Source organism: Pantoea endophytica, from assembly GCF_002858935.1.
Classification (GTDB): Bacteria; Pseudomonadota; Gammaproteobacteria; order Enterobacterales; family Enterobacteriaceae; genus Pantoea; species Pantoea leporis.
This window is the reverse complement of record NZ_PJRT01000028.1, coordinates 120,035-144,165: the sequence shown is the minus strand read 5'-3', so window position 1 is coordinate 144,165 and position 24,131 is coordinate 120,035. Positions and strand designations below refer to the sequence as shown.

The window sequence follows — 24,131 nt, the reverse complement described above, 5'->3', positions numbered from 1 at the left end:
TAACTCCAAACATGAAAGAACCCGTGTTCAGCGGTGTTTCACCGCGCGCCGATTGCGTGACGCAATCGTTTACTTCGCCGGGCGCTATTATACACAAAATCATTCGAGATGCAGGAAGGCGGCAAACGAATGAATCCCGATGAGCTTACTCAAGTAAGTGATTCGGGTGAACGAGAGCAGCCAACGCATCTGCAGTTTGAAGGATTTGTGTATATGCCAAATCAAAACAAAAAGGCCGGAGAATCTCCGGCCCTTTGGCAATTTATTTCAGCGCACCTTGAATCACCTGCACCAGCGCGTCGTTCTGCGCCTGGGTTAGCACGTGACCTTTCGGATCGATGAACTGCAGACTGCTGCGGTTATCCAGATCGCCAACCTGCAACTTGTAATCGCCGTTGGGCAGTTCTGGATCTTTGGCGCCAATCTGATCCCATACGCCGCTGCCCGGCTGTTTGTAGGTCACTTTCAGGCTGCCCTGCGAACGGTTGTCATCCGTGATTTCCATGCCCACGCGTTTCAGCGCCGCTGGCAAACGCTGCCAGGTGACGTTAAACGGTGCGCGCAGAATCAACAGCGGTAAACCGGTGTCATCCGCGCCGCTCTGCACATCAATCTGTCCGGTGGCACGGTTGGCCGCCGCATCCTGGCTGGCAGAATCGACTTTATCCAGACCGGTGCTGATGTCGTTCAACATCTGGCCGGTATAGCGTTGAATCTGTGCCGGAGAAGTAACGGCTTGACCAGACTGCTGCAGTTCCAGCAAACGTACGGTCAGCACTTGCTGATAGCTCTGATTCTGCACGCTGATCTGATAGCGACCGCGATACTGGTTATCTTCGTCAGCACGGTTCCACTGCACCCAATCGGTGGTCAGCTGTTGCGAAGCGTCATCACGCTGGGCAATCGGGAACTTGTAAGACTGAATCACACCCACAACCTGCGACCAGATAGAACCGCGGCTGCTTTCCACGGCCAGCACGCCCGTGTTACCGGTGAACTGCGCACGCGTGCCGTTCAGCAGCGCCAGCGGCTGGGCTGGCGGACGAATATCCAGCTCTTTGCCAACCGCGCCTTTCGCCACGCTGTGCGGAACATCGTAATCGCCATTCTGCAACGGCAGAATCATGCCCGCGGGGGCTTTTAAATCATGCAGCTCAGGCGCCTGCAGGTAAGATTCATCCCCGCTGACCTGGCGCTTATAACGCTGATCGTTGGAACACGCTGTGAGCAGCATCAGGGTGGAAAGGCCCACTACCGTTGCCAGCGTCGAGCGCTTAACTGAATAACTCATTGATTCTCCCTAAATTATCGCAGACCCGCTTTAATCAACGCTTGCGCCGTTTTCGTCTGACCGGCTTCGGTCAGTGGCGTCATTGGCAAGCGCAGCGTGTCATCCGCGATTAATCCTAGCTGTTTTGCTGCCCATTTCACCGGGATTGGATTGGGTTCACAGAAAAGCGTCTGGTGCAGGTGCATCAGACGCTGATTCAGGCGACGCGCTTCGGCGAATTTGCCCTGTTGCGCTAAGGCACAGAGTTCAACCATTTCACGCGCTGCAATGTTAGCCGTGACCGAAATTACGCCTTTGCCGCCCAGTTGCATGGAGTCCAGCGCCGTAGCGTCATCGCCGCTGACGATGATGAACTCATCATTAACCAGCTCTTGGATCTGTGAGACACGCGATAAGTTCCCGGTGGCCTCTTTGATTCCGATAATATTTTTAATTTCGGCCAAGCGCGCGACGGTTTCCGGCAGCATGTCGCAACCGGTACGCGAAGGAACGTTATACAGCATCTGCGGCAGATCGGTACTTTCCGCAATAGCTTTAAAGTGCTGGAACAGACCTTCCTGCGTCGGACGGTTGTAATAAGGCGTGACCGTTAAACAGCCCACCACACCGCTGCCGGTAAAGCGTTTGGTCAGAGAGATGCCTTCAGCCGTGGCATTTGCGCCGGTGCCGGCTATAACCGGAATACGGCCATCCGCCAGTTCCAGGGTTTGCATAACCACATCACCGTGCTCGTCATGGCTGAGCGTGGCTGATTCGCCGGTGGTGCCAACAGAAACAATCGCCGCGGTGCCGCTGGCAACATGATAATCAATCAGTTTTTTCAAACTTTCGCGGCAGACATTACCTTTTTCATTCATTGGCGTAATGAGCGCAACAATACTTCCGGTGAACATGGGCTATCCCCTCGACAAACAAGTGCCTCATGTTACGTTTTACATTGAAAGAAAAGCAAGCGAGCCACGCCATTCCCGCGCTTGTCAGCAGTTTTTTTTATGTTTACCTTATAGTTATTAGCGAACGTACAGGAAATGCCATTTTGTCGCAGTCACAGCCTCACCATCTGGTGATCACCGCACTGGGCGTTGATCGTCCGGGTATCGTCAATACCATCACCCGTCACGTTAGCAGCTGCGGCTGCAATATCGAGGACAGCCGTTTAGCGATGCTGGGCGATGAGTTCACTTTTATCATGCTGCTGTCCGGTAGCTGGAACGCGATCACCCTGATTGAATCGACGCTGCCGATGAAAGGTGCCGAGCTGGAGTTGCTGATTGTAATGAAGCGCACCAATGCGCGCGCCACGCCACCGATGCCCGCCACCGTGTGGGTGCAGATTGAAGTGCCAGATTCACCGCATATCATTGAGCGCTTCACCGATCTGTTCGATAAACATCAGATGAACATTGCCGAACTGGTGTCCAGAATTAAACCGGCGCAGGATGGCGTGGCACCGACGCTCTATATTCAAATAACGGCGCACAGCCCGGCCAATCAATTCAGTGCGCCCATCGAGCAGGCTTTCAATCAGCTGTGCGAAGAACTGCATGCACAAGGCTCAATTCGTCTTTATAGTGTCACCGACGATGCTAATAGCACCGTTTAATCAGGCTCCGGGTTATTTCGCCACACACTCTGCCGCTGCGGCAAACCGTGTGGTGAAATAACCCTGACGGTAAACACCACCTGGCACTTTTGCTCTTGATGGTGTATTACCCACAGCATGTAAAAAAATGGAGAGTTGTGATGAATCCACTGAAAGCCGGTGATACCGCACCGAAATTTAGTTTGCCCGATCAGGACGGCGAACAAGTAAATTTGGCCGACTTCCAGGGACAGCGCGTTCTGGTCTATTTCTATCCGAAAGCCATGACGCCGGGTTGCACCGTGCAGGCTTGCGGTCTGCGCGACAACATGGATGAGTTGAAAACTGAAGGCGTTGTTGTGCTGGGTATCAGCACCGACAAAGCGGAGAAGCTGTCACGCTTTGCCGATAAAGAGCTGCTGAACTTCACGCTGTTATCGGATGAAGATCATCAGGTGTGCGAGCAGTTTGGCGTCTGGGGCGAGAAAACCTTTATGGGCAAAACCTATGACGGCATTCACCGCATCAGCTTCCTGATTGATGCCAACGGCAAAGTTGAGAAAGTGTTCGACGATTTCAAAACCTCCAATCACCACGACATCGTGCTGGATTATCTGAAGTCAGCCTGAGATAAACGGGTGCGCAGGCCGCACCCGGAGCGTTAATGCGTAATGCTGCTGACCAATGCATCCTGACCGGAGATCATCACGCAGTTGCGTCCGGCATTTTTCGCCTGATAAAGCGCGGCATCGGCCTGCTTGAGGCTCTGCTCCTGCGAACCACTTTCCGGCTGCCAGTCGGCAATGCCCACCGACAGCGTGACATTGCCAACCTGATCAATCCAGTTTTCTGCAATGCTGATGCGCACGCGCTCGGCCAGAATGCGTGCGTCTTCCACCGACGTCGCAGGCAGCAACATCAGGAACTCTTCCCCGCCGTTACGGCACACCACATCGGTTTGACGGGCGCTGCTGCGTAAGGTTCGTGCCACATGTTTAATCACCTCATCGCCAACGTCATGACCGAAGGTATCGTTGACCCGTTTGAAGTGGTCGATATCCAGCGCCAGCACCGAGAACGGCTGGCGCATGGTGGCGAAGTAGTCGAGCACTGCGCTCAGGCCACGCCGGTTAAGCAGATTGGTCATGGGATCGCTCTGCACTTCCGATTTCAGGCGACCAATCTTATCCTGCACTAAACCAATACCGGTGAGCAGCGCGCGTTTGACCTGCGCCGCTTCGAAATACCAGGCGCGAATGCCGCCAATCTCGTTCGACACGCCCTGGGAATCCATCTGGCTGGCTTTGCGCGCCAGTTGCCACAGCGGCAGCGCAATCAGACGCGCCAGAATCACCGCTACCAGCAAGGTCAGCAGCGCAAATGGCACCGAGTTTTTCAACACTTTCAGCAGCAAGCCGGTGAGCGGCGCCAGCGTCACATCGGTGGGTTTCAACGCCACCACCATCCAGCCGGTGGTGGGCACGATGGCGTAACCGGCCAGCTTAGGCACGTTCTCTTCCGTCAGTTGCACTTCACCGTTGGTTTTCTCCTCGCGTTGGCGATCGCTAACGATGCCCGGCACGCTTTTACCAATCAGCTGGGTATTCTGGTGGTACAGCACCTGATTATTGCGATCCAGCACGTAAACATGCGTGCCATCGCGATAGAACTGCTCGCCGAGCAGCGCGTTGAGGATGCTTTTCTTCTTCAGATAGATGGTGCCGCCGACGTAGCCAAGGTAACGTCCGTCTTTGCTCCAGATTGGCCAGGAGACAAATACAATCAAATTATTGGCGGCGGAGATGCTGGGTTTGCTGACCATCGGCTGACGCTGCGCCAGCGCTTCACGCGAAGCCTGGCTGGTGAGCTGCATGCCTTTCAGCATCAGCGATTCGGGTGAAATGGCTTTCACGATGCCGTTGCTGTCCACCACCGCCACCGAGTTGAAGCTATTAGTTTGCTCACGCAGGCGATTGACTTCCTGCTGCGCTAAATCGGCATCATCAAAATCATTGCCCAGCTGCGTCGCGCTGTAGTGCAGCTGCGACTGAGCCAGCTGAAAGAAGACCTCCGTCGTCGCCGCCAGTTTAGTGGCGTAAGCGCGATTGGCTTCGAGGGTGCTTTCGATCAGGACCATACGTTGCACGCGCCAGGTGGCGTACAGCGTGTTGGCAAGTGTGATGACGATGCTGGTGATCGCCAACAGCGCGATCAGCGTGCGCAGGTCAGTTTTTGGCCGCAGGCGCGTTAGCATAGCGCACCGACCTTAGTGAATAGATTCATCGATATGTGTGCCTGACAGTCTTGTTATAGTTGGATGCACTTGCCCTGGTGAGCTAACGGGCGATTGTACACCCACAACGCAAATTGAGCACGAAGCATCCTGTCAGCCTCACACAATTCTTTCTCTGCGCTGGCGCTAATCGATCAAACCGTTGGCATCGTAAAACGGCCACGGACCGGGATAATCGCCGATAGCACACAAATGCGTGCTCATGCCCTGCTGCGCATGCCAGCGATGCAGCAGAAAACCGGGCGGCTCCAGCACAAAATTCGCCGGTGCATTTTCCGCGAGATCAAACGCCACCTGATGCGATACGCCCGGCGCCACGCACGCCAGCGTACCGGCAAAACGCGCCTGCACCGAGCGGTGCAGATGACCGCTCAGCACGCGTTCCACCTGTGGATGGCGCTGGATAATCGCCGCCAGCGCCGCCGGATTGCGCAGCGGCTGGTTATCCATATGTTCGATGCCGCAAAGAAACGGCGGATGATGCAGCATCACCAGCGTCGGCAACTGCGGCTGGCGCTGCAACTGCTCATCAAGCCAGTGCAGCTGCGCTTCATCCACATAGCCCCACGGCTGCTGCGGCACGCTGGAATCGAGCGCCAGCAGCTGCACGCCTTTCACCTGCATCTGCCAGTTCAGGGTTGCTCCGTGCTGCAGATAGTGATGATCCGGAAACGCCGCACGCAGCGCCTGGCGATCGTCGTGGTTGCCCGCCATCAGCAGAAACGGCAGCTGCAGCTGACGCAGCGCCTGCTTTAACGTTTGATACTCTGCCGCGGTGCCGAAATCGACCAGATCGCCGGTCATCACCACCATGTCGGGGCGCGGCGCAAGGCGGTTTAGCGTCTCAATCACCCGCAGTAGCGCGGCTTGAGTGTCGACTTTTTTGTAGGATAAACGGCCGTTGGCCTTGATGTGTAAATCGCTGATTTGCGCGATGAGCGTCATTGCTTCAGACACGAATTTTTTCCTTTGGATGTTTAAGCGCGGCGGTCGCCATTTATGGCAATCGGGCCAATTAAGAAAACTGCAGCGCGGCGTCCTGCGCCAACGTCCAGCTCACCGCTTGTCCGGCATGCCAGGCTTCACGCGCGTGGCGATCCACCTGAATGGGCGTCGCCAGCCCGATGTCGATCATCAACCGCTGCGACGCGCCCAGAAAGGTGCTGGCAACAATAAAACCCTGGCGCGGATAACGCTCATCGCTGGCCAGCAGCACATCTTCCGGGCGGCAAAAGCGCTGCGGATGGCCGCGCGTATCCACATCTACGCAGTTAATCGCACCCACAAAATCGGCGACAAATTTTGACGCCGGATGCTGATAAATTTTCTGCGGCGTATCGATCTGCACCAAACGTCCCTGCTCCATCACCGCAATACGGTCGCCGAGCGCCATCGCTTCCTGCTGATCGTGCGTCACGTAAACGGCGGTGATCGCCAGCTTCTTCAGTAGCGCGCCGATCTCCAGACGCAGACGATCGCGCAGGCGCGCATCCAGCGCCGCCAGCGGCTCATCAAACAGCAGCACTTTGGGCTGCGCGGCTAACGCGCGCGCCAGCGCCACACGCTGCTTCTGGCCGCCGGAGAGTTTGGCGATGCTACGCTGCGCCAGCGCGGTGAGATCCACCAGCGCCAGCATCTCCTGTACGCGCGCTTCCCGTTCGGCACGCGCCACGCCCTGCACTTTCAGGCCGTACGCTACGTTTCCCGCCACATTGAGATTCGGAAACAGCGCGTAGTTCTGGAACACCATGCCGACGTTGCGTTTTTCAATCGGTAAGGCGGTAACGTTGCGATCGTCAAACCACACTTCGCCGCCGACATCGCAGCTTTCCAGCCCGCTGATAATGCGCAGCGTGGTGGTTTTGCCGCAGCCGGACGGCCCCAGCAGCACCAGCGTTTCGCCGGCATGGACAGTAAGATCGAGCGGTTGCAGCGCCTGATGATGATTAAAATGACGTGCGCAGCCGCGCAGCGTCACGGTAACGGCCGCAGGGTTCATGCTGCCTCCTTGTGTTGGCGCGAAACCGCGCGGTTAAGCCAGTGATTCACGGCATTGAGCATCAGCAGCAGCGGCAGAATCATCAGAATGAAAATCAGCGTGTAGGCGGAACCCACTTCCAGCCGCATTGAGGCATAGCTGTCGGCAAGGCCAACCGGCAAGGTTTTGGTCAGCGGCGTGTGCAGCATCCATGTAATGTTGAATTCACCCACCGACAGCGTGATCACCATAAACGCGCCAGCAAGAATGCCGTTGCGACAGTTCGGCACCACCACGGTGAAGAAGCGCTGCCACAAGCTGGCGCCGAGGCTGGCCGATGCTTCTTCCAGGCGCGGCATATCCACCGCCTGCATCACCGCCAGCACCGGCCGCATCATAAACGGCAAGGTAAACAGCACGTGACCAATCAGGATGAACAGCCAGCTATCACGCAGGCCGGAAAACTGGCCGTAGAGCAGAATGATGCCAAGCGCGGTTGCCAGACCGGGCAGCGCCACCGGCAGCATCAAGCACTCTTCAATACGCGCCGCCCAGCGGCCCGGCGCTTTCAGCAATCCCCACGCAGCGGGAACGCCAATCACCAAGGTAACCAGCAGGCAGAACAGCGCGATCAGCAGCGACAGCCAGAAAGTATCGGCGTACATCTGCCACACTTGCTCCACCCACTTCAGCGTGAAGCCGCTGCGCAGGCCGATGAAATAGTTATTGGTGACGCCCGCCAGCATTGACAGAACCACCGGCACGATCATAAACAGCGCGGTGATGGCGGTGATCAGCAGTTGCAGGCTAAACAGTCCACGACGTTTCATGATTGCGCCTCCTTAGCCTGCGCCAGACGGCGCGCCAGCATCAGTGCCAGCCAGGCGAATCCACCCATCAACACTGACAGCGCGGCGGCGGTGGCGAAGTTGGCGTAATTGGTGAACTCGCCGTAAATGGTCAGTGGTAGCACCGCCAAATCGGTGCCGAGCGTAAAGGCGGTGCCAAAAGCGCCCATGCTGGTAGCGAAGCACAGTGCGCCGGTGGAGAGCAGCGCCGGTTGCAGGCCGGGCACAATCACATCCCAGGTGATGCGCCACTGGCTGGCGCCGAGCGAACGCGCCGCTTCTTCCAGCGAGCGATCGAGTTTTTCACTGGCTGCTACCAGCGTGACGATGGCGCGCGGCAGCGAGAAATAGAGGTAACCGATAAACAGACCCGCCAGCGAATAGGCCAGCGTCCAGCGCTCATGCAGCAAACTCATACTGATTTGCGCCAGCAATCCCTGACGTCCAGCCAGCATCACCACCAGAAAACCCACCACCACGCCGGGAAACGCCAGCGGAAAGGTCAGCAACGCCAGCAAGGTGCCGCGCCCGGTAAAGCGCTGGCGTGCCAGAAAGCAGCCGACGATAGCGGCGATGAGTAACGTCACCAGCGTCACCGCCAGCGACAGCAGCACGGTGTTCAGCAGGCTCAGCAGATAGTGCGGCTGCGTGTTCACCGTCCAGTAACCGCTGTGCTGGGTGCTGCGATCGTTCTGCATGCCGATTTGCAGCAGGCGGGCAAACGGCAGCAGCCAGAAAGCGCAGAAGAACAGCAGCGCGGGCAGCGTCAGCCACAACCAGCGGCTGCCCGGTTGCGTGGGTGTCTGGCGGCGCGAGGCCGCCAGCGTGTCAGCCATCGACATTAACGCATCTCGCTCAGGTATTTCGCCGAGAAGGCCTTCTGCGCATCGGCCATCTGCTGATAGTTTACGGTTTGCGCACGCGCATAATCGCTGTCTGGCAGGAAGAATTTCTTAGCGTCAGCGGACATCGCCGAGGTGCGTACCGGACGCAGGAAGGCATTCGCCCAAATCGCCTGACCTTTATCCGACAAAACGTAGTCGATCACTTTCTTGCCGTTGTCTGCGTGCGGCGCGTTCTTCACCAGGCTGATGACGTACGGCACCGTAACCGTGCCCTCTTTCGGGATCACAAAGGCGACATTGGCGTGATCTTTATATTTGGCGCGGTAGGCGTTGAAGTCGTAGTCGAGCAGGATCGGAATCTCACCGGAGATCAGGCGCGCGTAGGCGGTCTGCTTCGGTACGATCGGCTGGTTAGCCTGGAGTTTTTTGAACCATGTCAGCGCGGGTGTGAAGTCCTGCATGTTGCCGCCCTTCGCCTGGTTGACCGCCACGGCCGCCACGTAACCGACAAAGGCGCTAGCAGGATCGAGGTAGCCGATCATGCCTTTGTATTCAGGCTTCAGCAGATCGTCCCAGGATTGCGGCACCGGCGCGCCGCCCAGCGCATCAAGGTTAACCATAAAGCCCATGGTGCCGGAGTGCAGCGCCACCCACTTGCCGTTAGGATCTTTCATTCCGGCTGGGAGCTCGTCCCAATGCGCGGGCTTATAGGCGCTGATGACACCGGCGCTATCCGCCTGGATGCCAAAACTGACGCCGTAATACACCACATCTGCCACCGGATTACCCTGCTCCGCCACCAGCTGCGCCAGCGCCTGGCCGGAGTTTTTGTTGTCCTGCGGCACCTGAATGCCAGTGTCTTTAGCAATGGCGTTAAGCTGGGTTCCCCAGTCCGCCCATTCGGGAGGACAGTTGTAGCAAATCGCCGTATCGGCGGCCTGCGCCAGCGAACTGAACAGCGAACCGGCGGACAGTGCGAGCGCCCCGGCAATCATTGTGACTTTTTTCATGATGGTTCCCTGATATTGGCAATGGAAGAAAAAGAGGTTGCTGGCGCGGCGATACTGGCGCCGAGCCTTAATCGATGTGGCAGCACGCGCGTGCCGCGGCTGGCTTGTTGTAACAGCATGTCGATCGCACCGGCGCCGAGCATGTCAGCTGGCTGGCTTACGCTCGCCAGCGACGGCGCGATGTGCTCGCCGATATCGATGCCATCAAAACCCATCACCGACAGCTGCTGCGGAATGCGCACTCCGGCGCGCGCCGCCGCACCAATCAGGCTGATGGCGAGCAGATCGTTGGTGCAGATCACCGCGCTGAGCGGCGTGTCGCCACTCAGCTGCGGCTGCAGCAGCGCGAAATCAGATTGGGTATGGCTGGGCATTTCGAGTACCGGCAGCGCACGCAATCCGGCCTGCTGCATGGCATCGCAATAGCCCTGATAGCGCAGACGGGCGCGATCCGATTGCAGCATGGGACCGGCCACCATACCGATGTGGCGATGGCCGAGCTGCAGCAGGTGTTCGGTGGCTTGCTGCATCGCCTGGCGGTTATCGACGCAAATCGCGGGCCAGTGCGTGGCTTGCGGCACGTTATGCGTCAGGACAAACGGCATGCTGGCTTGATGCAGCGTATGCAGGATGGCGCTGTTGTCGGCGTCGGCGACGGTAAGAACCAAACCGGCAACGCGCTGGTTCAGCATGTGCTCCACCATCGCCGCTTCCCGCTCGGGCTGATAATCGCTGGTTGCCACCAGCAGACCGTAACCGGCGGCACGCGCCTGACGCTCCATCGCTTGCAGTTGACGGGCGAAAATCGGATTCAGCAGCGACGGCAGCAGCACGCCGAAGGTGGTTGAACTTTGGGTACGCAGTTGGCGAGCAATGTGATTGGGGCGAAAGCCGAGCTGCTCAGAGGCGCTCAACACCTTTTCCAGCGTGTCAGCTCGCAGCAGATGCGGATCAGAGAATGCGCGGGCGGCGGTAGCGCGAGAAACGCCAGCCAGTTTGGCCACGCTGATTAAATCGGACATGTTCGCCTCGTAAAGTGCCAATGAGATCGATCTCATTGGCGCTTAAAGTAGCGGCGAACTGTGACAGCAACATCGCGGATAAATGACAGCGGGATGACAGCAGCGCGAACTGCTGTCAGGCAGAAATCAGAGCATCAGGAAGGCGTAACCTTCGTTCTGCAGCGACGCCACGGTGGTGCCGCTCGACAGCGTGTGAGTGACGCGCGTGTCGATCCAGTTGCGCTCCAGCTGATGGAAAGCCACCGACTGATCGCAAATGGTCACCTTCACGCCGGCTTTTTTCAGCTCATCAATCAGCTTGAGATTGGGATTATCGGTGCCGTAGGTTTTACGGAACTGCTCATTATTCAACGCCGCAGGAACCGCATCGCTGTTAATCGACACCACAAATTTCAGCTGATCGAGCGGTACGCCCGCCGCGTAATAGAGATTGGTGACGCGTGCCACGCGCTCCAGCCCAAGGTTCGGCTGACGCACATCGCCTTCATTACGGTTGATCTGGAAAACGATTTTATTGCTCAACCCTGGCGTGGTGGCCGGATTGTAGTCCGGCACATTCACAAAGTGGATTTTGCCGTAACCTTCGATCGCCGGCGTGCTCCAGAAATCCGCCGGTTCACTTTTCTTGTCAGCAAATTTGTCGCTGACCTTGTCGACCAAATCGGGGAGCTGTAATACATTGCCGCCGACAAACCCTGCCAGAGCCGCAATAACGATATAGGATGCTGGACGCATTTCACTTCTCCTGTGCCTGAAATTTACATCTGTAAGAGTGCATAACCCTGATTTTCCAGCGTCGACACGGTAGTCGGGCTGGAGAGTGCATGAATCACCGATGGGTCAATCCACTCTCTCGGGAAGTGATGGAACGCCACCGACTGATCGCATACGGAAACCTTCACGCCCAACTTATTCAGTGCGCCGATCAGCGCCAGATTGGGGTTGTCCGCCTGGTAGAACTGCTGGAAATGCGCGTTATCCAGCATCGCTGGCGTGGCATCACCGGTGACCGATACCACAAAGTGCAGGTCGTCAGCGGGCACGCCCGAAGCGATATAGAGATTGACCACGCGCGCTACGCGCTCCAGTCCAAGATTTGGGCGCGTCATCTCCCCTTCACTGCGGGTAATTTGAAACACCACTTTGTTGCTTAAACCGACCACCGGTTTGAAAGCCGCATCCGGTTCGTAATGGATTTTGCCGTAGCCGTCGACGGCGGGCGTGCTCCAGAAGCCGTCGGGATCGGCGGGTGCAGAGGAAAAATGGCTGACAACACGCTGATACAGGTCATCACCTTTACTCACGGTGGCGCCAACAAAGCCACCGACAATTGCGATAAGGGCGTATGAAACTACAGAACGCATAAAAACTCTCCGGCTTACACTGCGCGTCAATTCACAGTCCGTTTGAATAAAGTGCCTTATCTATACCACAGCGTGAGCAAGGCAAAAGTCCTGTAGTGACGGGCTGTCCGGCGTTTTCATTGCGTGAAAAATAATTAGCAAGGTTAATTGAAAAAGGGTTTCGATTGTCGCTTTGGCAGCAGTTGAGAAATGCGTGGCCGTGAAATTGTGATCCTAATACAGAGGGAATAAGTTTACGTGCGTTTAAAATCCGTCCGATGATAACTGTGTAGCATGCTCTGCGCGTCGTCTTCACGATTAAAAACACTGATGGATAAAGCGGGCCAACACCGCTGATTTGCCGCCGCTTTTCAGAGTAAACCTGGAAAAGTTCATGCCAAATTCAATAATTTTGAGCAACTTTACGTAACTTTAACTTTTACGAGTGAAGAAGCCTGTTTAAATCGCGGCGTACTATTCAATTTTTTGCTGCAATTTCGTCATGCTGTAACCCTTTTTTCATTTAAAGCGCATGAATCTTCATCGTTTGCTTGTCGCCGCAGTCTGGTTAAGATAGAGCGCGTTCCGCAAAGGGAAAAATAGTGCAGAACATTTGAACCACTTACCTGTCCAATTTCGGGTGACTTTTACAGGATCAAGGCATGTTTAACCGGTTGAAAAAATCAGTGCTGGCGGCCCTTATTCCTACGCTGCTGCTGACGCCTGCGCTGAGTGCGCGCGCTGACGTTAGTGATACGCTGCCCGACATGGGCACCACAGCAGGTTCAACGCTTTCGATTAATCAGGAACTGCAGATGGGCGATTTCTACGTGCGCCAGCTGCGCGCCAGTGCGCCTCTGATTAACGACCCGCTGTTGAATCAATACATTAACGAGCTTGGTCAGCGACTGGTGGCGCATGCCAACTCGGTGCGCACGCCGTTCCACTTCTTTTTGATCCAGAACGACGAACTCAACGCCTTCGCCTTCTTTGGCGGCAACGTGGTGCTGCATTCATCGCTGTTCCGCTATACCGATAACGAAAGCCAGCTGGCGTCGGTGATGGCGCACGAAATCTCGCACGTCACGCAGCGCCATCTGGCGCGCGCCATGGAAGAGCAGCGACGCAATGCGCCGCTGACCTGGGTCGGCGCATTGGGATCGATTCTGCTGGCAATGGCCAGCCCGCAAGCCGGCATGGCGGCGTTGACCGGTACGCTGGCGGGTGCGCAGCAAGGCATTATCAGCTTTACCCAGGGCAACGAGCAGGAAGCTGACCGCATCGGTATTCAGGTGCTGCAACGCGCTGGATTCGATCCGCAAGCGATGCCGACTTTTCTGCAGAAGCTGGCGGATCAGAGCCGCTTCTCCTCCAAGCCGCCGGAAATTTTGCTGACGCACCCGTTACCCGACAGCCGACTTGCCGATGCGCGTAACCGCGCCAACCAGATGCGTCCGGTGGTGGTGCAGTCGTCGCAGGATTTCTACATGGCGAAAGTGCGCTCGCTCGGCATGTACGCCACTGGCCGCAATCAGCTGACCGATGACCTGCTGAACGAATACGCCAAAGGCAACGTGCGCGAGCAGCAGGCGGCACAGTACGGCAAAGCGATACAGTTCCTGCAGGCCAAAAGCTTTGATAGCGCCAAACGGGTGATCGCCCCGCTGCTGGCGAAGCAGCCGGATAACGTCTGGTTCCTTGATATCATGACCGACATCGACATCGGCCTGAATCAGCCGCAGCAGGCGATCGCCATGCTCAGCAGCGCCAAAGGCAGCAACAGCAATCCGGTGTTGCAGTTGAATCTGGCTAATGCCTATGTTGAAGCGAAGCAGCCCGCCAACGCCAGCCGCATCCTCAATCGCTACACCTTTGCCCATCCAGACGATGTTAACGCCTTTGATCTGCTGGCGCAGGCCTCTGCGGCGCAGGGTTTGCGCGATGAAGAACTTTCGGCGCGCGCGGAAGGTTTGGCGCTCAACGGCCAGCTCGATCAGGCGATCTCCACCTTGAGCAGCGCCAGCGCGCAGGTGCCGCTCGGCAGCCTGAAACAAGCGCGCTATGACGCACGTATCGACCAGTTCCGTGAACTGCAGAAGCGTTTTAAGGTTTATCGAAAAGGATAAGAAGATGGTCAGCATTTATCACAACCCGCGCTGCAGCAAGAGCCGCGAAACGCTGGCGCTGTTGCAGGAGCGAGGTATCAAGCCCGATGTGGTGCTTTATCTTGAGACGCCGCCCGATGTCCCCACGCTAAAACGTCTGTTGAAACAGCTCGGCATGCACAGCGCGCGCGAACTGATGCGTCGTAAAGAGGATTTGTATCAAGAGTTGGCTTTAGCGGATAGCGCGTTAAGCGAGGCTCAGCTGCTGCAAGCGATGGTGGATCATCCGAAACTGATCGAACGCCCGATTGTGATCAAGGGCGAACAGGCGCGTATTGGTCGTCCACCCGAAGCGGTGCTGGAGATTATCTAAAGCTCCAGCGCTTCTTTAACAAAAGGAATGGTGAGTTTGCGCTGGGCGCTGATGGAGGCGCGATCGAGACGATCCAGCGTATCAAACAGCGTGCGCATCTCACGGTCGAGGCGTTTCAACAGGAAGCGCCCGACATCTTCCGGCAACTCAAAACCACGCAATCCGGCACGCAGCTGCATCGCCTGTAATTTGTCGTCATCAGAAAGCGGCTGCAAACGGTAAATCTGTCCCCAGTCGAGACGTGAAGCCAGATCCGGTAAGCCGAGATTGAGCTGGCGCGGCGGTCGATCGCCGGTAATCAGCAAACGCGTTTTACCGATTTCCAGAATACGATTGTAGAGATCAAAGATCGCCATTTCCCACTCCGGATCGCCCGCGATGCACTCGATATTATCGATGCACACCAGCGCCAGATTCTCCATGCCTTCCAGGACTTCCGGCACAAACCAGGTGCGCTTATCCAGCGGCACATAGCCCACCGCTTCGCCGCGCGCCGAGAGTTCCGCACAGGCGGCATGCAGCAGATGACTGCGGCCACCGCCTTCGCGCGACCAGAAATAGAGATAGCTACCGTGTTGCTGAGAGAGTGCGCCTTGCAGCGCCGCCAGCAGAGACGTGTTTTCCCCCGGCCAGAAACTGGCGAAGGTTTCATCATCGGGTAAATAGAGTGGCAATGAGAGCTGTGCCGGCGTGTTCAGAAGTACCTCAACGGATGAGCGGGCAGAAAACCGCGCAAGTTTATCACGATCTTTGCCGGAGATGAACCGGGCTTCCCTGCCCGGCTTGCAGCCTTAACTTTCGCGCTTCTCTTCAGCGTCCAGCACCACCTCTTCCGGGCGCAACACGCTGATTAAACGGAAGATCAGCGCCAGGCTGACGCCAACAATAGTCGCCAGCGCCATACCTTTCAGCTCGGCCGCGCCGATATGCACTTTGGCACCGCTCACGCCGATGATCAGGATCACCGAGGTCAGGATCAGGTTCTGCGCTTTGTTGTAATCCACTTTCGACTCGATCAGCACACGAATACCGGACGCGCCAATTACGCCGTACAGCAGCAGCGATACGCCGCCCATCACCGGCACAGGAACCGCCTGAATCGCCGCCGCCAGCTTGCCGACGCACGAAAGCAGAATGGCAAAGATCGCCGCGCCGCCAATTACCCAGGTGCTGTACACGCGGGTAATCGCCATTACACCGATGTTCTCGCCGTAAGTGGTGTTCGGCGTGGAGCCGAAGAAACCGGAGATCATGGTGGATAAACCGTTAGCGAACATCGAGCGGTGCAGACCCGGATCGCGGATCAGATCTTTCTTCACGATATTCGCGGTGACCACCAAGTGACCCACGTGCTCGGCAATCACCACCAGCGCGGCTGGCAGAATAGTCAGCATCGCCACCCATTCAAAACGCGGCGTGTAGAAGGTTGGCAGCGCAAACCACGGCGCATTTTCCACCGCGGTCCAGTCCACAATGCCCATCGCGTAAGAGAGCGCATAGCCGACCAACACGCCGACTAAAATCGGGATGATGGCGAGGAAACCACGGAACAGCACCGAACCAAACACGGTCACCGCCAGCGTCACCATCGAGATGATCACGGTTTTGCTGTCTGGCGATGTGCCGTCAGCAGGCAGAAGGCCGGCCATATTCGCCGCCACGCCCGCCAGTTCCAGACCGATAACCGCGACAATCGCGCCCATCGCTGCCGGTGGGAACATCACATCAAGCCAGCCGGTACCGGCTTTCTTGACGATCAGCGCCACAATACAAAACAGCAAACCGCAGAGAATAAAACCGCCCAGCGCCACTTCATAACCCAGCGGCAACAGCAGCAGCACCGGCGAAATAAAGGCAAAGCTCGATCCGAGATAAGCCGGGATTTTGCCTTTACAAATAAACAGATAGAGCAGCGTTCCGACGCCATTAAACAGCAACACCGTGGCCGGGTTGATGTGGAACAGAATCGGCACCAGCACGGTTGCGCCGAACATGGCGAACAGATGCTGTAGGCTGAGTGGAATGGTTTGTAACAGCGGTGGGCGTTCGCTGACGCCGATTGCACGACGAGTCATTATTTTCCCCTATCCTCTTCGTTCTTCGAGCCATGGCTGCGTTGGCTGCTCTCGTTCACCCGAATCACTTACTTAAGTAAGCTCATCGGGATGAACTCGTTTGCCGCCTTGCCCTGGCTCGAATAACTCGAGGATGACAATGTTGTGTTTTTGCCAAAAAAAAGCCGACTCTCTGGCCGGCTGGTTTCTTTATTTGGTTCCGAAAATCTTGTCCCCGGCATCGCCGAGTCCAGGAATGATGTATCCCTTCTCGTTCAATCCCTGATCGATAGATGCAGTGTAAAGCTCCACATCCGGATGCGCTTTCTCCAGCGCAGCAATACCTTCAGGTGCGGCCACCAGCACCAGCACTTTGATGCTGGTACAACCGGCTTTCTTCAGCAGATCGATGGTGGCGATCATCGAACCGCCGGTTGCCAGCATTGGGTCGACCACCAGCGCCAGGCGCTCTTCAATGTTCGAAACCAGCTTCTGGAAATAAGGAACCGGCTCCAGCGTCTCTTCATCACGATACACGCCAACCACGCTGATACGCGCGCTTGGAACGTGCTCGAGCACGCCTTCCATCATGCCGAGGCCAGCACGCAGAATCGGAACCACAGTGATTTTTTTACCTTTGATCTGGTCGATTTCAACCGGACCATTCCAGCCTTCGATGGTGACGCGCTCGGTTTCCAGATCGGCGGTGGCTTCATAGGTCAGCAAGCTGCCCACTTCCGAGGCCAGCTCGCGGAAACGCTTGGTGCTGATATCATGCTCACGCATCAGGCCCAGTTTATGTTTGACCAGCGGGTGTTTGACTTCCACGATCTTCATGATTGTTCTCCCGGAATTGAGTTGAGCTAAAAAAAATCGCCGGATTATACCGCCTTTTCGCCGCTGCGCCACATGTCATCGGTCAATAGCCTGCTTACTCTAAGGATTGGCGAAAATCTGAGGCGATGCAAAGGCAGCATGAGATGGGACTCGCAAACGTTTGCCTGCGCTGTTAGAATTGCCGCGCTTAATTTTTGCCACCAACCGCAACTCGCGTGGGGATTCCGCAGTGACCGACAAAACCTCTCTCAGCTACAAAGACGCCGGTGTTGATATCGATGCTGGTAACGATCTGGTTGACCGTATTAAAGGCGTAGTGAAAAAAACCCGCCGCCCGGAAGTCATGGGTGGATTGGGCGGATTCGGCGCGCTCTGTGCGCTGCCGCAGAAGTACCGCGAGCCTGTGCTGGTCTCCGGAACCGATGGCGTCGGCACCAAGCTGCGTCTGGCGATGGATCTCAAACGCCACGACAGCATCGGCATCGATCTGGTCGCAATGTGTGTTAACGACCTGATTGTTCAGGGTGCTGAGCCGCTGTTCTTCCTCGATTATTACGCGACCGGCAAGCTGGATGTGGATACCGCTGCATCGGTAATCACCGGCATCGCCGAAGGTTGCTTGCAGTCGGGTTGTGCGCTGGTCGGCGGTGAAACCGCTGAAATGCCAGGCATGTACCACGGCGAAGATTACGACGTGGCGGGTTTCTGCGTCGGCGTGGTGGAAAAATCAGAAATCATTGACGGTTCGAAAGTGCAGGACGGCGACGTGCTGATCGCGCTGGGCTCCAGCGGCCCACACTCGAACGGTTATTCACTGGTACGCAAGATTCTTGAAGTCAGCCAGACCGATCCGGCGACCAAACAGCTGGATGGCAAATCACTGGCCGATCACCTGCTGGCGCCAACCCGCATCTATGTGAAAAACATCCTTAGCCTGATCGAACAGGTTGATGTGCATGCGATTTCGCATCTGACCGGCGGCGGCTTCTGGGAAAACATCCCGCGCGTGTTGCCAGATAACACCCAGGCGGTGCTGGAAGAGAGCAGCTGGCAGTGGCCGTCAGTGTTCAGCTGGTTGCAGCAGGCAGGCAACGTTAGCCGTCACGAAATGTACCGCACCTTTAACTGCGGCGTGGGCATGGTGATTGCGCTGAGCCCGGCAGAAGCCGATAAAGCGGTACAGCTGATGACCGACGCGGGCGAAAAAGCGTGGAAAATCGGTGTGATTAAAGCGTCTGATTCAGAAGAGCGTGTGGTTATCAATCCATGAAAAAACTGGTTGTACTGATCTCCGGCAACGGAAGCAATCTTCAGTCCATCCTCGACGCCTGCGCAAGCGGGCGTATAAACGGCAGCGTCGCTGCCGTTTTCAGTAATAAAGCCAGCGCGTTTGGTTTAACGCGCGCGCGGGAAGCCAATGTCCCGTCACATGCGTTAGCCGCCAGTGATTTTGCCGACCGCGAAGCCTTTGATCGCCAGCTGATGCAGGAGATTGATGCTTACGCGCCGGATCTGGTGGTGCTGGCCGGTTATATGCGCATCCTCAGCAGCGCTTTTGTCGCGCACTATCACGATCGTCTGGTGAATATTCATCCGTCGCTGTTACCGAAATATCCAGGCTTACACACACATCGTCAGGCGCTGGAAAACGGCGATGAGGAGCATGGCACCTCAGTGCATTTTGTCACTGACGAGCTGGATGGCGGACCCATTATTTTGCAAGCGCGTGTGCCGGTGTTTGCTGGCGATAGCGAAGACGAGATCAGCGCGCGCGTGCAGAATCAGGAACACGCGATCTATCCGCTGGTGATCAGCTGGTTTGTTGATGGGCGTTTGCAGATGCGTGAAGGTAAAGCATGGCTGGATGGTCAGTTATTACCGACGCAAGGCTATGCTCACGATTGAATGTTATGCATATTCCGAAGCGGCGCGATTTATCGCGCATTTCGATGGCAACATCGTGCCCATCCGGGCATTGCGCAATAAATTGCGCCGCTACAAATCGCAGACTTTTTTAACCAAATCTTCCCGTAATATAATCTTCGGTTCGCCGCGCTTTCGGTGAGGTGAAGATTCTGTCGGTTTCGTCAAACTCTACCAACTGACCGTTGTGCATAAACGCGGTGTAATCCGACACGCGTGCCGCCTGCTGCATATTGTGCGTCACCAGCACCAGTGTGAAATGCTGCTTCAGCGTGGTCATCAACTCCTCGATCACCAGCGTTGAGATCGGATCAAGTGCCGAAGTGGGCTCATCCAGCAGTAACACTTCCGGCTCGATGGCAATGGCGCGCGCAATCACCAAACGCTGCTGCTGGCCGTTAGAGAGCGTTAACGCGTTCTGCCCCAGCTGATCTTTCACTTCGCCCCACAACGCCGCCGCGCGCAGCGCACGCTCACAGGCTTCATTCAGCACGCGACGATCGCGCACGCCCTGCAAGCGCAGGCCGTAAACCACGTTTTCATAGATCGATTTAGGAAACGGATTCGGCCGCTGGAACACCATGCCAATGCGGCGACGCAGCGCGGGAAGATCCTGATTCGCCTGCATCACCGCGTAATCACCGAGCAGAATCTCGCCTTCAATGCGGCAGCGATCGATCACATCATTCATGCGATTGAAACAGCGCAGCAGCGTCGATTTGCCACAGCCGGAAGGACCAATCAACGCCGTGATGCGGTTCTTCGGAATCTGCAGATCAATGTTATTCAGCGCCTGGCGTTCGCCATACCACAGCGAAAGCTGATTAACGCTAAGGGCAATGTCGTAATCGGGCGTCATCAGAAACCTTTTTAGTGCGTCATAATCCGGTAACGCTCACGCAGCCGATGGCGCAACGCCATCGCCAGCAGATTGAGCGACAGGATGATCACCACCAGCAGCAAAGCGGTGGCGTAAACCAGCGGTCGATCAGCATCGATGTTGGGGCTCTGGAACGCCAAATCGTAGATCTGAAAACCGAGGTGCATGAATTTGCGATCGAGGTGCAGATAAGGGAACACCGCATCAACCGGCAGCTCAGGAACCATCTTCACCACGCCCACCAGCATCAGCGGCGCGGTTTCTCCGGCCGCACGCGCCACCGCCAGAATCAAGCCGGTGAGCATGGCCGGTACCGCCAGCGGCAGCACCACGCGCCACAGCGTTTCCGCCTGCGTTGCGCCCAGCGCCAGCGATCCCTGACGCAGATTATCCGGAATGCGCGACAATCCCTCTTCGGTGGCAACGATCACCACCGGCAGCGTCAGCAGCGCCAGCGTCAGCGCGGCCCACAGCAAGCCCGGCGTACCAAAAGTCGGATTGGGTAAGGCGCTGGAGAAAAACAGCTGGTCGAGGGTGCCGCCAATCAGCCAGACAAAGAAACCGAGGCCAAACACGCCGTAGACAATTGACGGCACGCCCGCAAGATTAACCACCGCGATGCGCACCAGCCGCGTCAACGCATTGCGTCCGGCGTATTCGTGCAGCCATACCGCCGCGATGACGCCGAGCGGCATGACGATGATCGACATCAACAGCACCATCAGCACTGTGCCAAAAATCGCCGGAAACGCCCCGCTCTCGCCGCCACCGGAAGTCGGTGAATCGCTGACGAATTGCCAAATCTGACCGAAAAAGTGCAGCGTTTTGTTGGTCAAAGTCATGGCATTCGGGTACCACGCATCCACCACCTGCGCCAATGGGATGGTGTGATCCACGCCGTTCACATCGCGCAGCACCAGCGTATCGCGCTGACTTTCGTGCTGCAGATGGGTTAACTGCTGCGCCAGCGCGTTAAAGCGGCGCTGTAACGCCGTGCGATTGGCATCAAACTCAGACTGCACCTCCAGGCTGAAGCGGCCGTTACGCTGCTGCTCATCGGCCTGCTGCTGCAGGCTTTCCAGCTGTGCATTAAGGCGCGCCATCTCAATGCGGCGGATGTTACTCGCCTGGCGCAGCTGCTCATGTACCTGCTGCAAACGCTGATGCAGCAAGGCATCGCGGCTTTGAGCGGTCATGACTTCGTTATCCTGGCGCAGCTCCACCAGCCAGCCATAGGCGTTGCCGCCGTTGCGGCGCTGCAGCACCAACACATCAGCAGGACGACGGGTTTTCGCCTCGCCCTGACTGTAGAGCACGCGGAAATCCGGCGCGGCAAAATCACGGTTGCCGGTTTTCACCACATAGCGCCACTGTTCGCCCTGCTGCTGCTTTTGCAAGGTTTCACCCAGCACCATCACCGGGCTGCCTTGCGGCGGCTGGAACTGATATTGATCGACCGGCTGCGGCCAGAAGGCACGCACGCCCTGCCAGCCGAGCAAACCAATCAGCAAGGTAAACGCCAGCAGGCAAACCGCGACGGCGCCAGCGGTGAGCCAGCGCCAGCGATCGTTTTGTTTCATCGCCGTCATCCGTGGCCCTCATGCTGGCTGTAGCGTTGGCGCAAGCGCTGACGAATCAACTCGGCGATGGTGTTGATCACCAAGGTGAAGATCAACAGCAACAACGCACTGAGGAACAGAATGCGATAATGCGCGCTGCCCGCTGCGGCTTCGGGCATCTCAATGGCAATGTTGGCGGAGAGCGCACGCATGCCAGCAAATAAGCCGCCTTCGCTAACCGGCGTGTTGCCAGTGGCCATCAGCACAATCATCGTCTCGCCGACGGCGCGGCCAAAGCCAATCATTAAGGCGGCGAAGATGCCCGCGGAGGCACCCGGCAGCACTACACGCGTCAGGGTTTGCCACGGCGTGGCGCCCAGCGCCAGCGAGCCCTGCCCGAGCGCGCCCGGCACGCTGAACAGCGCATCTTCCGATAGGGTGAAAATCAGCGGCACCAGTGCAAAACCCATCGCCAGCGCAGCAACTAATAAGTTGCGCTGTTCGTAATGGGCTAAACGCTCGCCAATCTCCGGCCAGAACAGCGTTGGCAGCCACAGCGTCAGCAACGTCACCACTAACAATACCGGCAGCAGCAGAATCACTTCAAAACCGGGACGTCGCCAGCTGGCCGGCAAACGCGGACTCAGCACGCCGCACAATAATAAGGTCACGGCCAACACCGGCGGCAGCAGCAGCACGCCAACCAGCGCGGTGCTGATGTGCGGCGCCAGCCACACGCCAGCGATTAAACCAATTACCACGCTGGGCAGCGCGCCCATCATTTCGATCGCCGGTTTCACCCAGCGACGTAAACCCGGCGACATAAACCAGGCGGTATACATCGCGGCGGCCAGCGCCAGCGGCGTGGCAAACAGCAGCGCCAGACTGGCGGCTTTCAGCGTGCCCAGTACCAGCGGCATCAGGCTGAACTTGGCTTGATAGCTGTCACCCGCCGCGGTGGATTGCCATACCCAATCGGCCTGAGGATAGTTTTCGTACCAGATTTTTTGCCACAGGTTGCGCCAGGTGAAGTCCGGCCACGGGTTATCCAGCGCAAACTGTTGCCACTCCCCGGCGCGTTCAATGATCAAGGCATCACCGTGCGGCGCGAAGGCCAGTGCCTGAATGCCCGGTGCCAGCTGACGCGTTAAAATCGCGCCCTGCTGCTTGCTGGCGAACAGCTGAACCTTGCCCTGCGCATCGTAAGTGGCAAACACGCGGCGCTGCGGCTCCGGCGTTATTCCGCGCACCTGCTGGCTACCGTTGAAGGTGTGAATCTGTTGTAAGCGCGGCCCTTGATCACTGGCGATAGCGAACCATTGCTGTACGCCTCGCGCATCCTGAATCAGCAAGGTGCGCCCACCGGCCAGCATATGCAGGCTTTGCGGCGGCAGATTGAGGGTTTGCGTTTCACGTAACTGTGCGCCATCAGATGTGATTTGCCACACGCGCAGCAAACGCCCGCTGCTGGCGTAAAGCAAAGAGCCATCCGGTGACAGCAGCAGATGATCGGCCTGCTGCTGCGGCAACAGGATCTGATTCACCTTTTGCTGATTTTCCAGCGTCAGCAAGCTGATGCCAGCTGCGGTTTGCGCCGCGATCAACCATTGATGGTCGTTGAGCGACGTCAACGCCATGTTACTGACCGGGCCTTGCGGTAAGCGCAGTGGACGATCGCCGAGCGGGAAGCCCCATTCGCCGCTGCCGTTGCGGATAACCGGTTGCATTAACAGCAGTTCGCCCTGCATATTGAGCAGCACGCTGCGGTTATCAAAGCTTGCGATCGCCGCATCGGGTTCGCCATTCAGCGCCAGTGCGGGAGCGGCAGGTTGACCATCAAGCGGAATAAAGCGCGCTTCGTTGCGGCTGATGCGCCAGCCTAAATGGCCGTCGCTGCCCATCGCCAGCATTGGGGCTTTGTCCCACAGCTGAATATTGGTGGTGGCATGCATTCCCGGCGCGCTAAACAGCGGCAACACCACCCAGATCAACCAGAAGAACAGCAGTAACATCAGCAGCAAAATTCCCACGCCGCAAGCTGTGACGACGCGGCGCACTAAATTATCAGTGGCGCGTCGACGACGGTCGCTAAAGTGGACGGGAATACGATTTATGCTCATGCAGGCCAGGTTACCGGTGGAAACAAGTCGCTATGTTGCCCGTAGCTGATTGATAAGACAACCTTTGA

General features: G+C 57.1%; 23 protein-coding genes. 6 read left to right on the top strand and 17 right to left on the bottom strand.

Annotated features, from left to right (window positions below; all coding sequences use genetic code 11):
• Positions 1-262: 262 nt before the first annotated feature.
• Both bamC and dapA read right to left on the bottom strand, forming a co-directional pair.
• Entirely contained in the window at positions 263-1,291 is a 1,029-nt protein-coding gene (gene bamC, locus PZBJ_RS17445) for an outer membrane protein assembly factor BamC (RefSeq protein ID WP_101763526.1), read from the bottom strand.
• 14 nt (positions 1,292-1,305) lie between these two features.
• Complete coding sequence (gene dapA, locus PZBJ_RS17440; RefSeq protein ID WP_101763525.1) at positions 1,306-2,184, bottom strand: 4-hydroxy-tetrahydrodipicolinate synthase; 879 nt, start codon at positions 2,182-2,184, stop codon at positions 1,306-1,308.
• 143 nt (positions 2,185-2,327) lie between these two features.
• Here dapA and PZBJ_RS17435 point away from each other — a divergent pair, with 143 nt between their 5' ends.
• On the top strand, positions 2,328-2,894 hold the full coding sequence (locus tag PZBJ_RS17435) for a glycine cleavage system transcriptional repressor (RefSeq protein ID WP_101763524.1): 567 nt from the start codon (positions 2,328-2,330) through the stop codon (positions 2,892-2,894).
• Positions 2,895-3,034: 140 nt separating this feature from the next.
• Positions 3,035-3,502 (top strand): thioredoxin-dependent thiol peroxidase, encoded by a 468-nt coding sequence (gene bcp / locus PZBJ_RS17430; RefSeq protein WP_101763523.1) that lies wholly within the window; start codon positions 3,035-3,037, stop codon positions 3,500-3,502.
• Positions 3,503-3,534: 32 nt separating this feature from the next.
• Here bcp and PZBJ_RS17425 read toward each other — a convergent pair whose 3' ends face one another.
• From PZBJ_RS17425 to PZBJ_RS17385, 9 genes are all read right to left on the bottom strand, one after another.
• A complete protein-coding gene (locus PZBJ_RS17425) occupies positions 3,535-5,127 on the bottom strand; it encodes a sensor domain-containing diguanylate cyclase (RefSeq protein WP_101763522.1) in 1,593 nt (530 codons plus the stop codon).
• A gap of 165 nt (positions 5,128-5,292) precedes the next feature.
• Positions 5,293-6,111, bottom strand: coding sequence for a phosphodiesterase (locus PZBJ_RS17420; RefSeq protein ID WP_254633554.1), 819 nt, complete (start codon positions 6,109-6,111; stop codon positions 5,293-5,295).
• Between the two features lie 70 nt (positions 6,112-6,181).
• Positions 6,182-7,165: an ABC transporter ATP-binding protein gene (locus PZBJ_RS17415; RefSeq protein WP_101763520.1), complete on the bottom strand. Its 984-nt coding sequence runs from the start codon at positions 7,163-7,165 to the stop codon at positions 6,182-6,184.
• On the bottom strand, positions 7,162-7,974 hold the full coding sequence (locus PZBJ_RS17410) for an ABC transporter permease (protein ID WP_101763519.1): 813 nt from the start codon (positions 7,972-7,974) through the stop codon (positions 7,162-7,164). The genes PZBJ_RS17415 and PZBJ_RS17410 overlap by 4 nt, the downstream gene beginning before the upstream one ends.
• Positions 7,971-8,834 carry an ABC transporter permease gene (locus tag PZBJ_RS17405; RefSeq protein WP_101763518.1) on the bottom strand — a complete coding sequence of 288 codons (864 nt, stop codon included), beginning with the start codon at positions 8,832-8,834 and terminating at the stop codon, positions 7,971-7,973. Before PZBJ_RS17405 ends, PZBJ_RS17410 begins: the two co-directional genes overlap by 4 nt.
• Positions 8,834-9,847, bottom strand: a complete 1,014-nt coding sequence (locus PZBJ_RS17400; protein ID WP_101763517.1) for an ABC transporter substrate-binding protein — start codon at positions 9,845-9,847, stop codon at positions 8,834-8,836. Before PZBJ_RS17400 ends, PZBJ_RS17405 begins: the two co-directional genes overlap by 1 nt.
• Complete coding sequence (locus PZBJ_RS17395; RefSeq protein WP_101763516.1) at positions 9,844-10,869, bottom strand: substrate-binding domain-containing protein; 1,026 nt, start codon at positions 10,867-10,869, stop codon at positions 9,844-9,846. The genes PZBJ_RS17400 and PZBJ_RS17395 overlap by 4 nt, the downstream gene beginning before the upstream one ends.
• A 126-nt stretch (positions 10,870-10,995) precedes the next feature.
• On the bottom strand, positions 10,996-11,604 hold the full coding sequence (locus tag PZBJ_RS17390; RefSeq protein ID WP_101763515.1) for a DsrE family protein: 609 nt from the start codon (positions 11,602-11,604) through the stop codon (positions 10,996-10,998).
• A 23-nt stretch (positions 11,605-11,627) separates the two neighbouring features.
• Positions 11,628-12,233 (bottom strand): DsrE family protein, encoded by a 606-nt coding sequence (locus tag PZBJ_RS17385; RefSeq protein ID WP_101763514.1) that lies wholly within the window; start codon positions 12,231-12,233, stop codon positions 11,628-11,630.
• Positions 12,234-12,874: 641 nt separating this feature from the next.
• On the opposite strand from PZBJ_RS17385, the gene bepA reads away from it, so the two are divergent.
• Complete coding sequence (bepA, locus tag PZBJ_RS17380; protein WP_101763513.1) at positions 12,875-14,338, top strand: beta-barrel assembly-enhancing protease; 1,464 nt, start codon at positions 12,875-12,877, stop codon at positions 14,336-14,338.
• Positions 14,339-14,342: 4 nt separating this feature from the next.
• A complete protein-coding gene (gene arsC / locus PZBJ_RS17375; protein WP_101763512.1) occupies positions 14,343-14,690 on the top strand; it encodes an arsenate reductase (glutaredoxin) in 348 nt (115 codons plus the stop codon).
• Here arsC and hda read toward each other — a convergent pair.
• The 3 genes from hda to upp all read right to left on the bottom strand — a co-directional run bounded on the left by hda (position 14,687) and on the right by upp (position 17,581).
• Complete coding sequence (gene hda, locus PZBJ_RS17370; RefSeq protein ID WP_036649513.1) at positions 14,687-15,388, bottom strand: DnaA inactivator Hda; 702 nt, start codon at positions 15,386-15,388, stop codon at positions 14,687-14,689. The two genes, arsC and hda, sit on opposite strands and share 4 nt — an antisense overlap.
• A 93-nt stretch (positions 15,389-15,481) precedes the next feature.
• Entirely contained in the window at positions 15,482-16,765 is a 1,284-nt protein-coding gene (gene uraA, locus PZBJ_RS17365) for a uracil permease (RefSeq protein ID WP_101763511.1), read from the bottom strand.
• A gap of 189 nt (positions 16,766-16,954) precedes the next feature.
• On the bottom strand, positions 16,955-17,581 hold the full coding sequence (upp, locus tag PZBJ_RS17360) for a uracil phosphoribosyltransferase (protein WP_008108331.1): 627 nt from the start codon (positions 17,579-17,581) through the stop codon (positions 16,955-16,957).
• 229 nt (positions 17,582-17,810) lie between these two features.
• On the opposite strand from upp, the gene purM reads away from it, so the two are divergent.
• Together purM and purN are read left to right on the top strand one after the other, a co-directional pair.
• A complete protein-coding gene (gene purM, locus PZBJ_RS17355; RefSeq protein WP_101763557.1) occupies positions 17,811-18,851 on the top strand; it encodes a phosphoribosylformylglycinamidine cyclo-ligase in 1,041 nt (346 codons plus the stop codon).
• Positions 18,848-19,486, top strand: a complete 639-nt coding sequence (purN, locus tag PZBJ_RS17350) for a phosphoribosylglycinamide formyltransferase (RefSeq protein WP_101763510.1) — start codon at positions 18,848-18,850, stop codon at positions 19,484-19,486. The genes purM and purN overlap by 4 nt, the downstream gene beginning before the upstream one ends.
• Positions 19,487-19,595: 109 nt before the next feature.
• Here purN and pstB read toward each other — a convergent pair whose 3' ends face one another.
• The 3 genes from pstB to PZBJ_RS17335 are packed head-to-tail and all read right to left on the bottom strand — an operon-like array spanning position 19,596 to position 24,063.
• The gene (gene pstB / locus PZBJ_RS17345) at positions 19,596-20,363 is read right to left on the bottom strand and encodes a phosphate ABC transporter ATP-binding protein PstB (RefSeq protein ID WP_101763509.1); all 768 of its coding nucleotides are present in this window, start codon (positions 20,361-20,363) and stop codon (positions 19,596-19,598) included.
• Between the two features lie 11 nt (positions 20,364-20,374).
• Positions 20,375-21,973, bottom strand: a complete 1,599-nt coding sequence (gene pstA / locus PZBJ_RS17340; RefSeq protein ID WP_101763508.1) for a phosphate ABC transporter permease PstA — start codon at positions 21,971-21,973, stop codon at positions 20,375-20,377.
• Complete coding sequence (locus PZBJ_RS17335) at positions 21,970-24,063, bottom strand: ABC transporter permease subunit (protein WP_101763507.1); 2,094 nt, start codon at positions 24,061-24,063, stop codon at positions 21,970-21,972. The genes pstA and PZBJ_RS17335 overlap by 4 nt, the downstream gene beginning before the upstream one ends.
• Positions 24,064-24,131: the final 68 nt, after the last annotated feature.

Bases quoted from the DNA above. Each gene is read 5' to 3' on its own strand.
- PZBJ_RS17425 (WP_101763522.1), bottom strand. From the start codon at position 5,127: ATGCTAACGCGCCTGCGGCCAAAAACTGACCTGCGCACGCTGATCGCG.
- PZBJ_RS17390 (WP_101763515.1), bottom strand. From the start codon at position 11,604: ATGCGTCCAGCATCCTATATCGTTATTGCGGCTCTGGCAGGGTTTGTC.
- uraA (WP_101763511.1), bottom strand. From the start codon at position 16,765: ATGACTCGTCGTGCAATCGGCGTCAGCGAACGCCCACCGCTGTTACAA.
- purN (WP_101763510.1), top strand. From the start codon at position 18,848: ATGAAAAAACTGGTTGTACTGATCTCCGGCAACGGAAGCAATCTTCAG.
- PZBJ_RS17405 (WP_101763518.1), bottom strand. From the start codon at position 8,834: ATGTCGATGGCTGACACGCTGGCGGCCTCGCGCCGCCAGACACCCACG.
- bepA (WP_101763513.1), top strand. From the start codon at position 12,875: ATGTTTAACCGGTTGAAAAAATCAGTGCTGGCGGCCCTTATTCCTACG.
- PZBJ_RS17420 (WP_254633554.1), bottom strand. From the start codon at position 6,111: ATGACGCTCATCGCGCAAATCAGCGATTTACACATCAAGGCCAACGGC.
- PZBJ_RS17400 (WP_101763517.1), bottom strand. From the start codon at position 9,847: ATGAAAAAAGTCACAATGATTGCCGGGGCGCTCGCACTGTCCGCCGGT.
- arsC (WP_101763512.1), top strand. From the start codon at position 14,343: ATGGTCAGCATTTATCACAACCCGCGCTGCAGCAAGAGCCGCGAAACG.
- PZBJ_RS17410 (WP_101763519.1), bottom strand. From the start codon at position 7,974: ATGAAACGTCGTGGACTGTTTAGCCTGCAACTGCTGATCACCGCCATC.
- bamC (WP_101763526.1), bottom strand. From the start codon at position 1,291: ATGAGTTATTCAGTTAAGCGCTCGACGCTGGCAACGGTAGTGGGCCTT.
- PZBJ_RS17395 (WP_101763516.1), bottom strand. From the start codon at position 10,869: ATGTCCGATTTAATCAGCGTGGCCAAACTGGCTGGCGTTTCTCGCGCT.
- pstB (WP_101763509.1), bottom strand. From the start codon at position 20,363: ATGACGCCCGATTACGACATTGCCCTTAGCGTTAATCAGCTTTCGCTG.
- PZBJ_RS17415 (WP_101763520.1), bottom strand. From the start codon at position 7,165: ATGAACCCTGCGGCCGTTACCGTGACGCTGCGCGGCTGCGCACGTCAT.
- PZBJ_RS17385 (WP_101763514.1), bottom strand. From the start codon at position 12,233: ATGCGTTCTGTAGTTTCATACGCCCTTATCGCAATTGTCGGTGGCTTT.
- PZBJ_RS17335 (WP_101763507.1), bottom strand. From the start codon at position 24,063: ATGAGCATAAATCGTATTCCCGTCCACTTTAGCGACCGTCGTCGACGC.
- dapA (WP_101763525.1), bottom strand. From the start codon at position 2,184: ATGTTCACCGGAAGTATTGTTGCGCTCATTACGCCAATGAATGAAAAA.
- bcp (WP_101763523.1), top strand. From the start codon at position 3,035: ATGAATCCACTGAAAGCCGGTGATACCGCACCGAAATTTAGTTTGCCC.
- upp (WP_008108331.1), bottom strand. From the start codon at position 17,581: ATGAAGATCGTGGAAGTCAAACACCCGCTGGTCAAACATAAACTGGGC.
- pstA (WP_101763508.1), bottom strand. From the start codon at position 21,973: ATGACGGCGATGAAACAAAACGATCGCTGGCGCTGGCTCACCGCTGGC.